Origin of the sequence: Phenylobacterium sp., assembly GCF_037189685.1 — a bacterium.
GTDB lineage: Bacteria > Pseudomonadota > Alphaproteobacteria > Caulobacterales > Caulobacteraceae > Phenylobacterium.
In genome coordinates, this window is sequence record NZ_JBBCIT010000048.1 from 1 (window position 1) to 14,347 (window position 14,347).

The 14,347-nt window shown below is 70.5% G+C and carries 13 protein-coding genes; 9 read left to right on the top strand and 4 right to left on the bottom strand.

Annotated features, from left to right (window positions below):
• Positions 1–724, bottom strand: a 724-nt coding sequence (locus WG212_RS21590; RefSeq protein ID WP_337189181.1) for an NAD(P)-dependent oxidoreductase, incomplete at its 3' end; no start/stop codon positions are given.
• A gap of 75 nt (positions 725–799) precedes the next feature.
• Between WG212_RS21590 and WG212_RS21595 the strand changes: the two genes are divergently transcribed.
• From WG212_RS21595 to WG212_RS21610, 4 genes are all read left to right on the top strand, one after another.
• A complete protein-coding gene (locus WG212_RS21595; RefSeq protein WP_337189182.1) occupies positions 800–1,306 on the top strand; it encodes a hypothetical protein in 507 nt (168 codons plus the stop codon).
• 275 nt (positions 1,307–1,581) lie between these two features.
• Positions 1,582–2,934: an NADP-specific glutamate dehydrogenase gene (gene gdhA / locus WG212_RS21600; RefSeq protein ID WP_337189183.1), complete on the top strand. Its 1,353-nt coding sequence runs from the start codon at positions 1,582–1,584 to the stop codon at positions 2,932–2,934.
• 110 nt (positions 2,935–3,044) lie between these two features.
• Positions 3,045–3,290: a type II toxin-antitoxin system prevent-host-death family antitoxin gene (locus tag WG212_RS21605; RefSeq protein ID WP_337189184.1), complete on the top strand. Its 246-nt coding sequence runs from the start codon at positions 3,045–3,047 to the stop codon at positions 3,288–3,290.
• Complete coding sequence (locus WG212_RS21610) at positions 3,287–3,673, top strand: type II toxin-antitoxin system VapC family toxin (protein WP_337189185.1); 387 nt, start codon at positions 3,287–3,289, stop codon at positions 3,671–3,673. Before WG212_RS21605 ends, WG212_RS21610 begins: the two co-directional genes overlap by 4 nt.
• Positions 3,674–3,679: 6 nt before the next feature.
• Here the strand turns inward: WG212_RS21610 and WG212_RS21615 are convergent, their stop codons facing one another.
• From WG212_RS21615 to WG212_RS21625, 3 genes are read right to left on the bottom strand one after another with little or no spacing between them, the layout of a single operon-like run.
• Positions 3,680–5,539: a cytochrome c3 family protein gene (locus WG212_RS21615; protein WP_337189186.1), complete on the bottom strand. Its 1,860-nt coding sequence runs from the start codon at positions 5,537–5,539 to the stop codon at positions 3,680–3,682.
• 1 nt (position 5,540) lies between these two features.
• Complete coding sequence (locus tag WG212_RS21620; RefSeq protein ID WP_337189187.1) at positions 5,541–6,419, bottom strand: hypothetical protein; 879 nt, start codon at positions 6,417–6,419, stop codon at positions 5,541–5,543.
• Positions 6,420–6,422: 3 nt separating this feature from the next.
• Complete coding sequence (locus WG212_RS21625; RefSeq protein ID WP_337189188.1) at positions 6,423–8,873, bottom strand: cyclic nucleotide-binding domain-containing protein; 2,451 nt, start codon at positions 8,871–8,873, stop codon at positions 6,423–6,425.
• Between the two features lie 148 nt (positions 8,874–9,021).
• Between WG212_RS21625 and WG212_RS21630 the strand changes: the two genes are divergently transcribed.
• The 5 genes from WG212_RS21630 to WG212_RS21650 are packed head-to-tail and all read left to right on the top strand — an operon-like array spanning position 9,022 to position 14,339.
• Positions 9,022–10,995 carry a heme lyase CcmF/NrfE family subunit gene (locus WG212_RS21630; protein WP_337189189.1) on the top strand — a complete coding sequence of 658 codons (1,974 nt, stop codon included), beginning with the start codon at positions 9,022–9,024 and terminating at the stop codon, positions 10,993–10,995.
• Positions 10,992–11,528: a DsbE family thiol:disulfide interchange protein gene (locus WG212_RS21635; protein WP_337189190.1), complete on the top strand. Its 537-nt coding sequence runs from the start codon at positions 10,992–10,994 to the stop codon at positions 11,526–11,528. The genes WG212_RS21630 and WG212_RS21635 overlap by 4 nt, the downstream gene beginning before the upstream one ends.
• Complete coding sequence (locus WG212_RS21640; protein WP_337189191.1) at positions 11,525–11,992, top strand: cytochrome c-type biogenesis protein; 468 nt, start codon at positions 11,525–11,527, stop codon at positions 11,990–11,992. The genes WG212_RS21635 and WG212_RS21640 overlap by 4 nt, the downstream gene beginning before the upstream one ends.
• Before the next feature lie 8 nt (positions 11,993–12,000).
• Positions 12,001–13,200, top strand: a complete 1,200-nt coding sequence (ccmI, locus tag WG212_RS21645; protein ID WP_337189192.1) for a c-type cytochrome biogenesis protein CcmI — start codon at positions 12,001–12,003, stop codon at positions 13,198–13,200.
• Positions 13,201–13,208: 8 nt separating this feature from the next.
• Positions 13,209–14,339 (top strand): ATP-binding protein, encoded by a 1,131-nt coding sequence (locus WG212_RS21650; protein ID WP_337189193.1) that lies wholly within the window; start codon positions 13,209–13,211, stop codon positions 14,337–14,339.
• The last annotated feature ends 8 nt before the right edge of the window (positions 14,340–14,347 follow it).

Genomic DNA, 14,347 nt, shown 5'->3' on the forward strand with positions numbered 1-14,347 from the left:
CCTCGGCGAGCACCGCCTCGGGGTCGGCGACCTTGCCGCGGGCGACGTTCACGACGAGCGCCCCGTCGGGCAGGGCGGCGAGGAACGCGGCGTCCACGAGGCCCGTCGTCGCCTCGGTGAGCGGCACGCCGACGACGACGATCTCGGCCGAGGGCAGCAGCGCCGGCAGCTCGTCGATGCCGTGCACGTGCCCGCGCTCGTCGTCGCGGGCGCGGCTCGCGACGCGGGTGAGCTCGACCTCGAAGGGGGCGAGCCGGTCCTCGATCGCCCGGCCGACGCCGCCGACGCCGAGGAGCCGCACCCGCCGGTCGGCGTGGCGGGCCCGGCGCACGGGCGCCCAGCGGCCCGCGTCGGCGGCGCGCACGAACTCGGGGATGCCGCGCTGCGCGGCGATCATCAGGCCGACGGCGAGCTCGGCCGTGGAGGGCTCGTGCACGCTCGCGGCGTTCGCGAGCACGTGGCCGGCGGGCAGCACCTCGACGAGGTCGTCGTACCCGATCGACTGCGACTGCACGAGGCGGCACTCGACGCCGGCGAGCGCGCCCACCTTGTCGGCCGCATCCATGTAGGGCGGCACGACGAGGTCGAGCTGCGGGGCGGGCGGCGGCGAGTCGAACCCCCAGACGAGCACCTCCGCTCCGTCTGGCACGCCGCCCGGCGTGGCCTCGAGGGCCCGCAGCAGGGTCTCGCCGGGCACCGTCACCGTGAGTCGCGCGTCGCTCATCCCGCCATCCTTCCAGAGCCGCCGTGCACCCGCCGGGACGCGCGCGACGCGAGCACCCGCTGCTAGCTTGGGCGCATGGCCAGGTCCGATCGGGCGAGCGAGGAACGGGCGGATGCGCTGAAGGAGCGCGTGTACGCGACCTTCACCGGGCTCGCCATCGTGCTGGTGCAGCACTCCAATGTCGCGCACATCGACGCGGCGCGCGCGACGGTCACCCTCCTCGTCGGCATCGTCGCGATCACCGCGGCCGGCTTCGTGGCCGACGTGATCGCCCATCTCGCGGGGCACGAGGCGTTCCCCGACCGCGCCGAGGCGGGCCGGATGGTGCGGGTTTCGGGCACCGCGCTCGCCTCGGCGGCCCTGCCGCTCGTGCTGCTCGCGCTCGCCTGGGCCGGCGTGCTGGAGCTCGAGCCCGCGCTGCGCATCTCGAGCATCGTGTACCTCGCGACGCTCGGCGTCATCGGCTACGCCGCCGTGCGGCGCACCCGCATCGCCTGGTGGAAGCAGCTCATCGCCCTCGGCATCCTCGTCGCCCTCGGCGCGGTCGTCGTGCTGCTGCAGCAGCTCGCCCACGGCCACTGAGCCGCCGGGCGACCCCACCCACCCACCCACCTCGAGGGGGTCGTTTTCCGGCACCGAGACGGTCGGACTGCGGTCCCGCGGTCGGAATACGACCCACTCGGGAGGGAGCCCGAAGAGCGGGGCGTCCGGGTGGCGGGCGGCCGTCACAGTTGCAGAGTCTCCGGTCCGGCTGGCTATGGTGGACCCAGCCCGCACGCAACGGCGCGTCGCTCGGCGACCCCGCACCGGCCCCGGCCCTTGCGCTTCCCGTCCGCCAAGTCCCGAAGGAGTTCCGCGTGCCCGCGACCCCGAATCTGATCGACGACGTCTACGACGAGATCCTGTCCCGGAACCCCGGCGAGCCCGAGTTCCACCAGGCCGTCCGCGAGGTCTTCGGCTCCCTCGACCGGGTGCTCGAGCGGAACCCGCAGTACGTGCAGGCGTCGATCCTCGAGCGCATCTGCGAGCCCGAGCGGCAGATCATCTTCCGGGTGCCGTGGGTCGACGACGCGAACCGGGTGCGCATCAACCGCGGCTTCCGCGTGCAGTTCAACTCGGCGCTCGGCCCGTACAAGGGCGGTCTGCGCTTCCACCCGACCGTCGGCCTCGGCACGGTCAAGTTCCTCGGCTTCGAGCAAGTGTTCAAGAACGCGCTGACCGGCCTTCCGATCGGTGGCGGCAAGGGCGGGTCGGATTTCGATCCCAAGGGTCGCTCCGAAGGCGAGATCATGCGCTTCTGTCAGTCCTTCATGACAGAACTTTACCGCCACATCGGCGAGCATACGGACGTGCCGGCGGGCGACATCGGCGTCGGCCAGCGCGAGCTGGGCTACATGTTCGGCCAGTACAAGCGCATCACCAACCACTTCACCGGCGTGCTGACCGGCAAGGGGCTGGAGTATGGCGGCAGCCTGATCCGCACCGAGGCGACCGGCTACGGGGCCACCTACTTCCTGCAGAACATGCTCCAGGCCCAGGGCAAGGACATCGCCGGCCATACCGTCGTGATCTCGGGCTCGGGCAACGTGGCCACCCATGCCGCCGAGAAATGTACGGCCCTGGGCGGCAAGGTGCTGACGCTCTCCGACTCCGAGGGCTTCATCTATGACCCCGAAGGCCTGACGCAGGAGAAGATCGACTGGGTCAAGGAGCTCAAGAACAAGCGCCGGGGGCGGATCAGCGAATACGCCGTGGCCTTCAAGGGGGCGGAGTTCCATGCCGGCAAGACGCCCTGGGGCGTGAAGTGCGACCTGGCGCTTCCCTGCGCGACACAGAACGAGCTTCTCGGTCCCGACGCCGACGTCCTCCTGGCCAACGGCTGCGTCGCGGTGTCGGAAGGCGCCAACATGCCGACCAACCTGGATGGCGTTCACAAGTTCAAGGCGGCGGGCATCCTGTTCGCGCCGGGCAAGGCGGCCAACGCCGGCGGCGTGGCGGTGTCGGGCCTGGAGATGAGCCAGAATTCCGCGCGGATCTCGTGGAAGGAGGACGAACTTCAGCGCCTGCTGGTCGACATCATGAAGGGTATCCACGACCGCTGCGTCGAATACGGGACCAAGCCCGGCGGCGGCGTCGACTATGTGAAGGGCGCCAACATCGCCGGCTTCAAGAAGGTGGCCGACGCCATGCTGGCGTACGGGGTGGTGTAGCGCCGCAACGACGACGTGGAGATTGCAAACGCCGCCCCGCACGGGGCGGCGTTTGGCTTTGATGGGGATTGCGAGTAAACTAACTGGACTTAGTCCACTTGGTTCACCCCATGAAGACCGTCAACGTCCACGAGGCCAAGACCCACCTCTCGCGCCTGATCGAGCAGGCTGCGAACGGCGAGCCGTTCGTCATCGCCAAGGCCGGCAAGCCGATGGTGAAGGTGGTGGCGGTCGAAGAGGCGCCGCCGAAGCCGAAGCGCCGCCTCGGCGGCCTCGAGGGGCAGTTCCGGATTCCGGACGACTTCGACACCATGGGCCAGGACGAGATCGAGCGCATGTTCTACGGCGAGGAATGAGGCTTCTCCTCGACACGCATGTGCTGGTCTGGGCGTTCGTTTCTCCACGGCGGTTGTCGCGTGTGACACGGGCGTTGATCGAGGATCCGGCGAACATCCCCGCGTTCAGCGCCGTCTCGATCTGGGAGATCGCGATCAAGCGCGGCCTGAATCGAGCCGACTTCGACGTCGATCCGAGCATCCTCCATCGGGAGCTGCTGGACAGCGGCTACGAGGAATTCGCGGTGACGAGCGCGCACGCCATGGTCGTCCAGCGCCTGCCGCTGCTGCACCGCGATCCGTTCGACCGGCTGATGCTGGCCCAGGCGATCGCGGAGGGGATGACGCTCCTCACCGCCGACCGTCTCGTCCTGCAGTACGGCCAGCCCGCGCGCGCCATCTGATCCATTTCAGCCGCCAGCGGCCAGCCGCGCCACCTGCTGCGTCCATCGCAACGTCTCCAGCGGCGGGTGGCCCGGCTTGGGCGAGGCTTGCCCCGGCGCGTGGAAGCTGTGGCAGGTGGTGCAGTCCGCGTCATCGGCTGCCGCGATCTGGGCGGTGGTCTGGCCGTGGCAGGTGGCGCACGACTTGAGGTCGGGGATCAGGACGTCGCCCGACTTCGCAGAGGTCTGGGCCTTGTGGCAGTCGGCGCACTCGAAGCCGCCGGCCTTGGCCTGGCCTGGCCCACCGTGTTCCGGGATGCTGTGGTCGAAGCCGCCGCGGGGCAGGTAGCGCCGGGTCAGGCTGACCGGCGCCATCCGGACCGTGTCGCCTTCCCAGGCGACGGTGTGGCAGTCGTAGCAGGCGCCGCCGCGCGAGAAGGTGGCGCGATAGGCGCTGGCGCCCGTGGCCGAGAATGCTTCCGGGCGGAGGGTTCCGGGGCGCTGGCGGTTGCTGTTGGACCCGCCCGTGAGTCTCCGCCCGGCCAAGGTGTCGACCACCTTCTGGAGTTCGCCGTGCGGCAGCTCCAGCAGGCGGCCGTCCGCCCCGCGGGCGTAGGCCAGGCTGTGACAGGCGCCGCAGTCGCGCTCCATCTCGATCGGCTGGAAGCCCGTTCCGCCGGCGTCGGGACGGTGGCACGACGCGCATTCGAGCGCGGCGCCATAGCCCTGGTTCTTGCCGAGGACGATGGCCTGGCGCGCCACGCCGCCCAGCGGTTGCAGGTGCAGGTCGTGCGGGAAGGTGAGGCCGTTGCGTTCCTGCGGCGCCGTGTTCAGCGCGATCCGCTGGAACGTGGGCTTCGGTCCGGCGGACGTCACCACCATCGCCTTGAAGGTGGCGTGCTTGTCCCAGTTCGGGGTGTCGACCAGCTCGGTGGTCTTCAGGCGCATCTTGAGCTGGCTGTGGCAGCTCGCGCAGTCCTGCACCACGACGAGGCGCGGCTTGTGGTCCATCGGCGCGTCAGGCGTCGAGCCCGGAACGGGACCCGCTTTCGTGTGCTCGATGTGGCAGCTCGCGCAGCGGTCGGTGGGATGGCCCACCGCGCGCTGGACCAGGGTGGAGACCTTGCCGCCCAGGCTGGCGGGCAGGGGCGTCGCCGCCTCCAGCTTGTCTCTCGGGGCGTGGTCCGAAGCCAGGAGGGGTTCGAACGGACTCCCGGCCTCCCTGGCGCGGGCCAGCGACTTGGGCGCCGCATCGCCGGCGCCGTGGCAGCTCTGGCAGGCGTCGTCGCGCACGGCCTGGAAGTTCTTGACGTGACAGGCCTTGCAGTCCGTCTCCAGGAAGGCGTGGGCCTTGCTGAGCGGGCCGGACGACCACTGTTGATCGGGATGGATCCGGGGGGCGAGCACCCCCGACAGGAACAGCGGGACCAGCAGGCAGACCAGGGCGATGGTCGAGCCCAGCGCCCAGGCCATGTTGCGCCGGTTGAAGACCCTGGCCTGGAGCGAGAAGACGCTCGGCGCCGGATGATGCTCGTCGTCCTCGCGGGTCACCGTGACGGTGGCCCCATCCTCCGCCGCTTCGAAGGCGAGGCGATAGGAGGCGAAGGCGGCGACGGGCCGGCGCGCCAGGTCCAGTTCGGCGCGCTGGGTGGAGCGGCCGTCCACCGCGAACGGCGCGCCGCTGGCGCTCTCCAGCACCACGCGGCCGTCGCCGGCGAAACGCATCCGGGCGTGTTTCAGGTCGACGGCGAGGTCGGCGAGAATCACATCGTTGTCCGAGGCCCGGCCGATGCTGGCCTCGGGGCCGGCGACGTCCCGCTCGCGGATGATGGGATCGCCGCCGCCGGCGCGCTCGGTGATCAGCTTGAGGTGGAACGCCTGAGCCATGTCACCAGTACGCAAAGACGCTGACGATGTGCGCGATCAGCGCCGCCAGCAGGGCGAAGGTGGCGGGGATGTGCACGAACAGCCAGGCTTCGAGCAGCGCGGTGATGCCCATCTGGCGGCGGGCGAGCGACAGCGCGTCCGCCTTCTGCTGCATCAGGCTTTCCACCTTGGTGAGGGCCTCGGCCTGGACCGCGCTGCCGGGCGCGGGCAGGGCGCGCAGCCGCGCCAGCGCGCGCCGGTTCGCGCAGTCGCCGTAGCTCTGCGTCAGCCGCTTCCAGAAGCTGCCGCCCAGGTCGGTCTGTTCGATCGAGAGGCGCACGACGTCGGCCGCCGCCCGTTCGAGCGGCTGGGCCGCCTCGTGAAGCTGGGCGTCCAGGCTGCCGATGGTGTCCAGCATCTGCCGGCGGGTGGTCTCGCCCCGATTGCCGTGCAGGCGCTGGGGCAGGGTGGCGTAGGCCCAGACGCCCAGCGCGCCCGAGATGATGACCACCATCATCAGCACATAGGCCAGGGTGTGGATGTTCCACCCGAACTGGAATCCGGTGTGCAGCGTGGCCAGGATCGTGAGCGAGAGGCCCAGGTAGACGTGGGCCGACACCCAGGCCTTGAGCGAATAGTGGCCCGCGGTGATCACCCGCTTGCGGACGCCCAGGCAGGCCAGCCAGACGATCAGGCCGGCGCTCATCGTGCCCAGAAGATACCCCAGCCAACTCCCGCCGTTGGGCGGCTCGGCCAGGTCGCGCGCGACGAAGAAATAGACTCCGACCACGATCACGCAGAGGACCGTCGCCACCTGCGCCCAGAAGAAGCTGCGATGACGCAGGAACCCCTCGTGGGTCCGGTGTCTGACGCGCTCTGTATGTCCCCCGACCTGAGTCACGCCCTAGGTCACCTTCTCGATCCGGGCGACCGACAGGAACGCGTCGGGTGAGACCCGGATCGCCGCGCCTGTGGGGCAGGCGCGGACACATGCCGGCCCGCCGGCCTTGCCCGAGCACATGTCGCACTTGATGGCGAGCTTCGGGCTCTCGCCGCCCTCGAGCTTGGCGGCCTTCTTGCGCCATTCGTAGGACGGCTGGCCGGGCCCCGGTCCCTTGCCGAACAGCATCCACTCCCAGAGCGGGGGCTTCTTCGGCGGCGGCTTGTCCATCTGGATCACGCCATAGGGACAGGCGCGCTGGCAGTTGCCGCAGCCGATGCAGGTCTCGTTGATGAACACTTCGCCGTCGGGGCCGCGCCGGATGGCGTTGGGCGGGCAGTCGCTCATGCAGTGTGGATGCTCGCAGTGCCGGCACGACGTGGGCACGTGGATGTTGGCGAAGGTGGTGCCGGCCTCGCGGTTCAGCCGCGACAGGCCGTCGTGGCTGTCGGCGCAGGCCCGCTCGCAGTTGTCGCAGCCGACGCAGAGGCTCTCGTCGATCAGCAGCACGTCGGTGGCCTCGCCGATGCCCTGCTTGATCAGGAAGTTGGCGACCGAGGAGTACATGTCGACGGCGCCGCCGAACTGCTCCTTCTGGCTCTCGATGAACTCGTTGACCTCCTTGCGGGCGCGCATCTCGTCGTACATGCGCCTGGCCAGCTCGGGCTTGCGCGCCAGGAGGCGGCGGAACGGGTCGGCCGGCAGCTTCACCACCGTCGAGCGGATCGCGGCCTTCACGGTCGCCACGCGCGGCGCTCGCTCGATCATCGCCATCTCGCCCGAGTACGAGCCGGCGGGCACGTACGACATGAAGACCGGCTTCCCGCCCAGGTCCTTCTCCACGATCATCGAGCCTGAGCGGATGATGTAGAGGTCGTCCGAGATGTCGCCTTCCTTGATGATCGGCTCGCCGGGGCGCACCTCGATCACTTCCGACGTGGCCAGGACCTCCTGGATGTCGGCCGGCGTGAGCCCCGACTTGAAGATCTGCAGCACCTGCCGCTCGGTGGTGATCCGGTTCACCGTCTCGCGGGCCTGCGGCACCTGGCTCATCAGCTTCAGGGCGGCCATCCGGGGGATTTCGACGCAGATGGTCGGCTCGGCGGCGCGGATCGTCGCCCCGCGCTTGCGGCCCGAGATCAGGCCCACCTCGCCGAAGATGGAGCCTTCGCCGATCGGCACCGTGATGTTCGGGTTGGAGGGATCGACCTCCACCTTCACCGAGCCGTCGGCGATGCCGAACAGCGATGATCCCTGTTCGTTGCGGATGAAGACGGCGTCGCCCGGCCGGTAGGCGCGAACCTCGCTGTCGAGCAGGAACTCCCGCATCTGGAGCGGCGAGAGGCCGTTCAGGATCTCGACCCGGCTGCGGAGGAACTCCAGCCAGTCGGACACGCTGCGCGAGCCGGGCAGCCCCTTCAGCTTGGCGACCAGCAGGGGTTCGTCGGCCGGCTCCAGGTTGGTGTTGCCGCTGATGAACTCGACCACGTCGTAGCCCTGGTTCATGCAGTGCTTGATCAGTGGATAGCCGGCGAGGGCGCCGATCACATAGATGCCGGGCTTGGTGCTCTCGAACGTCGGCGAGAGGATCGGGAAGGCCGTGCGATCGGGGCTGGCGAAGGTGATCCCGCAGCTTTCGATGAAGGCCCGCGGCGGGGCGGCGCCCATCCGGGCGATGATGCGGTCGCAGCGCAGGCGCGTCTGGCCCTGCGGCGTGTCGACCGTCAGCCACCCTTCCTCGATCAGCGCCGCCTGGGTCTCGGTCATCACCTTGATTCGGCCGGCGTCGCGCGCGGCCAGCAGGCCGTCGACGTTCGGTTTCTTGGCGGTGGGGAAGTCGGCGCCGCGGTTCAGGAGCGTGACGGTGTTGTTCTGGCCCGCGTCGGCGATCAGGCCCATGGCGTTCTCGATGCCGGCGTCGCCGCCGCCGATCACCGTGATGTGCTCGTCGGTGTATTCGCCCGGATCGTCGAGCTGGTACTGCACATGGGGCAGGGCGGCGCCCTCGCACCGCATGCGATTCGGGTTGCCCTGGGTGCCGATGGCCAGGACGATGTTCTCGGCGCGGATGGCCTCGCCGCGTGTCAGCTCGATCGTGAACGCGCCCTTCTCACCCGTGATCGCCTTGACCTCGGCCTTGAACTTCACGTTCACGCCGGCGGCCTTCACGTCGGCGTTCCACTGGTCGAGGATCTTCTCCCGCTTCCCGGCGTCGAACTGGCAGTCGGCGCGCAGCACCAGGACGGCGGGCGTCGCCATCACGTGCTTGCCCTTCTGGTAGCGGAAGATGGTGTCGGAGAGATGGTCGGTCTTTTCCAGCAGGACGTGGGACAGGCCCTTCCGCGCCGCATGCGCGGCCGCGCTCATGCCCGCCGGACCGGATCCTATGATCGCGACCTTGTAGACTTCCGACATCGCCCAAACGCCCCCAGCACTCCGGCCCTGTGGCCGCCCCCCTCAAGCCCCGACTAGCTTTGGCCCCTTCCGCTCTAGCACTGTAGCATTTCCGATCTATGCCGAACGCGCTACCACGCACCGCGGGTCGGAGGGGAGCACAAAGTCCATGTCGGCGGAAGTCGGTCAGTTCGCCCTGATTCTCGCGCTGCTCCTGTCGGCGGTTCAGACGGTCGCCCCGCTCTACGGCGCGCACCGGGGGGACGGCGTGCTTATGGCGGTGGGCCGCCAGGCGGCGATTCTGCAGGGTCTCTTCGTCGCGATCGCCTTCGCCTGCCTCGTCTACGGGTACGCCACGTGCGACTTCTCGATGGCGCTGGTGGCGCAGCACAGCCACACGACCCAGCCGCTGGCGTACCGCATCGCGGCCAGTTGGGGCAGCCACGAGGGCTCGATGCTGCTCTGGGTGCTGATTCTGGCCGTCTACGGCGCCGGGGTCGCGGGGTTCGGCGGCACGTTGCGCGAAACCCTCCAGGCGCGCGTCCTCAGCGTGCAAGGTGTCCTGGGCCTGGCCTTCCTCAGCTTCCTCATCTTCACCTCCAACCCCTTCCTGCGCCTCTCGCCGGCCCCGATCGAGGGGACCGAGCTCAATCCGCTGCTCCAGGACCCGGGGCTCGTCCTGCATCCGCCGCTGCTCTACCTGGGCTACGTCGGTTTCTCGGTGGCCTTCTGCTTCGCGGTGGCCGCCCTGCTGGAGGGGCGCGTGGACGCCGCCTGGGCGCGCTGGATCCGCCCCTGGGTGCTGGCCGCCTGGGCGCCGCTCACCGCCGGCATCACCCTGGGCAGCGGGTGGGCGTACTACGAGCTGGGCTGGGGGGGCTGGTGGTTCTGGGACCCGGTGGAGAACGCCTCGCTGATGCCGTGGCTGCTGGGCACGGCGCTGTTGCACTCGGCCCTGGTGCTCGAGCGCCGCGGGGCCCTGGCGAGCTGGACCATCCTCCTGGCCATCCTCACCTTCTCCCTCAGCCTCGTGGGCACCTTCCTGGTCCGTTCGGGCATCCTGACCAGCGTCCACGCCTTTGCCGTGGACCCGCAGCGGGGCGTCTACATCCTGGGCATACTGGCGGCGACGACGGGCGCCTCGCTCGCGCTCTACGCCTGGCGCGCGCCGGCCCTGCGCGCGGGCGCGCTGTTCCAGCCCGTCTCGCGGGAAGGCGGCGTCACCCTCAACAACCTCTTCCTCACCGCGCTCACCGCCACCGTGTTCCTGGGCACCTTCAGCCCCGTGTTCATCGAGATGCTCAACGGCGACAAGATCTCGGTGGGGCCGCCCTACTACAACCGCACCTTCGCGCCGCTGGCCGTTCCGCTGATGATGCTGGTGGTGTTCGGTCCGATGCTGAACTGGAAGCGCGACGAGGCGAAGCGGGTCCTTCAGCGGGTCCGCGTTCCCGCGATCCTCGCCGGCGTGGCCCTGATCCTCGCCGTCGTGCTGGGCGGTCTGGACCATCTCCTGGCCGCGGGCGGCATCGCGCTGGGGGCCTGGCTGCTGTTCGGTTCGCTGGCCGTCCTGGCCCGCCGCTGGTGGGCGGGCCGCGGCTATCTGGCCCGTTCGATCCTCACCACGCCGCGTGCGGTCGTGGGGCTGGTCATCGCTCACGCCGGCCTCGGATTGCTGGTGATCGGCGTCACGGGAACGACCGCCTGGGACAGCGAGAAGGTGCTCAACATGCGGCCCGGCCAGACGATCGAATTCGCCGGGCGCAGCCTGACGATGACGGCGCTGGAGACCGTGCAGGGCCCCAACTATCAGGCGCGTCAGGCCCGCTTCTCCGTGGGGGACCGCTTCGGCGCCTACCGGTTCCGCAGCGAGCGGCGCTTCTATCCCTCGGCGCAGTCCCAGACCACCGAGGCCGCCATCCGCGTCGGGTTCACCGGCAACTTCTACGTCTCGATCGGTGAAGAATCGCCGGGTGGGATCGTCGTGCGGATGTGGAGCCATCCGCTGATCGTCTGGATCTGGATCGGTGGATTCGCCATGTCGATCGGGGGGCTGGTTTCGCTCAGCGACCGCCGCCTGCGCGTCGGCGCCGCCGTGCGCGCGCCGCTTCCCGCCGCCCCGCATCCCCTGCCTGCCGAATGAAGCGGCTCCTGTTCCTGGCGCCGATCGCCGTCTTCGGCGTCCTGCTCGTGGTGTTCTTCCTGGGCCTTGGACGGGACCCGCGGTCGCTGCCGTCGGTCTTCATCGGCAAGACGCTGCCCGAGTTCGCGGCGGCCCCGGTGCGGCCGGGCGACGTGGGTCTCTCCCGGGCCGACCTGAATGGGGGTGACCCCGTCCTTCTGAACGTCTTCGCCTCGTGGTGCGGACCGTGCCGGGTCGAGCATCCGGTCTTCATGCGCCTGCGGGCCGAGGGTGTGCCGATCCACGGCCTGGATTGGAAGGAGGAGGCCGAGGCCGGCCATCGCTGGCTTCAGGAGAACGGCGACCCCTACATCCGCGTGGGCAGCGACCCGGCCGGTCGTGTCGGAATCGAGCTGGGCGTCGCCGGCGTGCCCGAGACCTTTGTCATCGATAAGCGGGGTCGCGTGCGCTATCGCCATGTGGGGGCCGTCACCCCCGACGTCTGGGAACGCAAGCTGCGACCGATGATGGAAGATCTCAGGAGGGAGCCGTGAGGCGCCTGGCCGCCGGCCTGGCCCTGGCGTTCATGTTCGCCGCCGGGCCGGCCCTGGCCGTCAAGCCCGACGAGCAGCTCGCCGATCCCGCCCAGGAGGCCCGTGCGCTGGCGCTCGGCAAGGAACTGCGCTGCGTGGTCTGCCAGAACCAGTCGATCGACGATTCCGACGCGACCCTCGCGCGCGACCTGCGCCTCATCCTGCGCGAGCGCATCGCGGCCGGCGACACGGACGAGCAGGCGATGGACTTCATCGTGGCCCGCTACGGCAGCTTCGTGCAGCTTCGCCCGCCGCTGCGCGCGGATACGCTGGCGCTGTGGTTCGGACCGCTGGTCGTCCTGATCCTGGGCGGCATCGGGGCGGCGCTCTATATCCGCAGCCGCCGACCGGCCGCGGCGACGGGTCTGACCGCCGAAGAGGAGGCCGAGGTGGCCGAGGTGTTGAACTCGGATAGGGCGCGTTGATGCTTTGGATGATCCTGACCCTGATGACGGTCCTGGCCGCCGTGGGGCTCGCCGTCCCGTTGCTCCGCCGCCGCGACGCCGCGCGCGGGAAGCGGGCCGATGCGGTCACCGTGCTCAAGGACCAGCTCGGGGAGATCGAGGCCCAGGCCCAGGCCGGCGCGATCGCCGGACCCGAGGCCGAAGCGCTGAAGACCGACCTCAAGCGCCGTATCCTGGCGGAGGGACGCCAGCGGGAGGCCGAAGCCCGGCCGCTGCCCGAGCGTACGCTGCTCATCGTGGCGCTGGGAATCGTGGCGGTGGTGACCCTGGCCGGAACCGGTCTCTACCTGGCGATCGGGCGGCCCGACGTGCCCGCGTCGCCCGCGATGGGGCAGGTGGTGAGCGCGACCTCGGCGGACGGCCATCCCCAGGGCGACGTGTCGGCCATGATCGCCCAGCTCGAGACCCAGATGCGACAGCGCCCGGACAACGCCGAGGGGTGGCGGATGCTGGGCTGGTCGTACCTCCAGACCGGCCGCAACGCCGAGGCCGCCGAGGCCTATGGCCGCGCGGCCGCCCTGGACCCTGCCAACGCCGACTATCTGTCGGCCCAGGGCGAGGCCACCGTGCTGGCCGCCGAGGGGCAGGTCACACCCGCCGCGGAAGCCATCTTCCGCAAGACCCTGGCGATCGACGCCGCCGATCCCCGGGCCCGCTACTACCTGGCCGTCGGCAAGGACCAGCGCGGCGATCAGGCTGGCGCCATGAACGACTGGATCGCGCTCCTGCGCTCGGCGCCGCCGGGCGCCCCCTGGGCGCCTGAGGTGCGGGCCTTCATCGAGAAGGTCGCCGCCGACCGGGGCCTCGACATCGCCGGCCGCATGCCGGCGGCGCCGGGGGCCGAGGGCGGGCCGATGTCGCCGTCGGGAATGGCCGCCGCGCCGCGGGGCCCCACGGCGGAGCAGGTCGCCGAGGCGCAGGCGCTGAGCGACGGCGACCGCGCCGTCATGATCGAAGGCATGGTCGCCGGCCTGGCCGAGCGCCTGAAGCAGAACCCCCGCGACCGGGCGGGCTGGGAGCGCCTCCTGCGCGCGCGCATGGTGCTGGGGCAGGCGGACCAGGCCGCCGCCGACTACCGGGCGGCGCGCCAGGCGTTCGCCGGCTCTCCCGCCGATCAGGAAGCGTTGACCGCGGCCGCCCGGCAGCTCGGCGTGCCGGTGGGCGGATGAAACCCGAGGTGATCGCGCGGGCCGGCGCTGGCGATGCGGCGCAGCTCATCCTGGAGCTGTTGCCCGAACCGGTCATCCTGGTGCGGGGCGGCGAGGGCGAGCCGCCCGAGATCGCCTATGGCAACCAGGCCGCGCGCGAGATCTTCCGTATCGACCTGACCGGGGCGCCGCTGGGCGCGGCGCTGAGGCGGCCCGAGGTCCTGGAGGCGATCGAACAGGCGCTGGCCACAGCCGAGGCGGCCGAGGTGGCGTTCGAGACGATCGGGGTCCAGCCCCGGTTCTGGCGCGCCTTCGCCAAGCCGCTGGACCGCGAGCCCGACGGCCGCCAGCGCCTGGTGGTGGTCCTGCGCGACGAGACCGACGCGCGCCGCACCGAGCGCATGCGCGCCGATTTCCTGGCCAACGCCAGCCACGAGCTTCGCACCCCGCTCGCCTCGCTGGCCGGCTTCGTCGAGACGCTGCGCACGCACGCCAAGGACGATGCCCAGGCGCGCGACAAGTTCCTCGGCATCATGGCCCAGCAGGCGACGCGGATGGCCCGCCTCGTGGACGACCTGCTGTCGCTGAGCCGGATCGAGCTCAACGAGCACATCGCGCCCTCGGGCAAGGTGGACATCGCGCGCACGGTCCAGGACGTGTCCGACGCCTTGCGGCCGCTCACCGAGGAGAGGGACGTCAGCATCACGATCTGCGCCGGCCCGCCGCCGCCGTCGGTGACGGGTGATCGCGACCAGCTCGTCCAGGTCATCCAGAACCTGGTCGACAACGCCATCAAGTACACGCCCAAGGGCGGCCAGGTCCGGATCGAACTCCAGCACGTCACCAGCTCCGAGGCCGCCCGCGCGCCCAGCCGGCCGGGGGTGGGGCTGTCGCTGCTGTCGCCAGACGGGGGGGACGGACAGGCCTATGTGGTGGTGCGCATCACCGACGCCGGCCCCGGGATCGCGCGCCAGCATCTCCCGCGGCTGTCGGAACGCTTCTATCGCGTCGAGGGCCAGCGCAGCGGTGGCACGGGGCTGGGCCTGGCCATCGTCAAGCATGTGGTCAACCGGCACCGCGGCGGCCTGGTGGTCGAGAGCGCCGAAGGCGAGGGCAGCACCTTCAGCGTCTACCTGCCGGTCGCGCCCCAGGCCGCGTGACCGCCGGC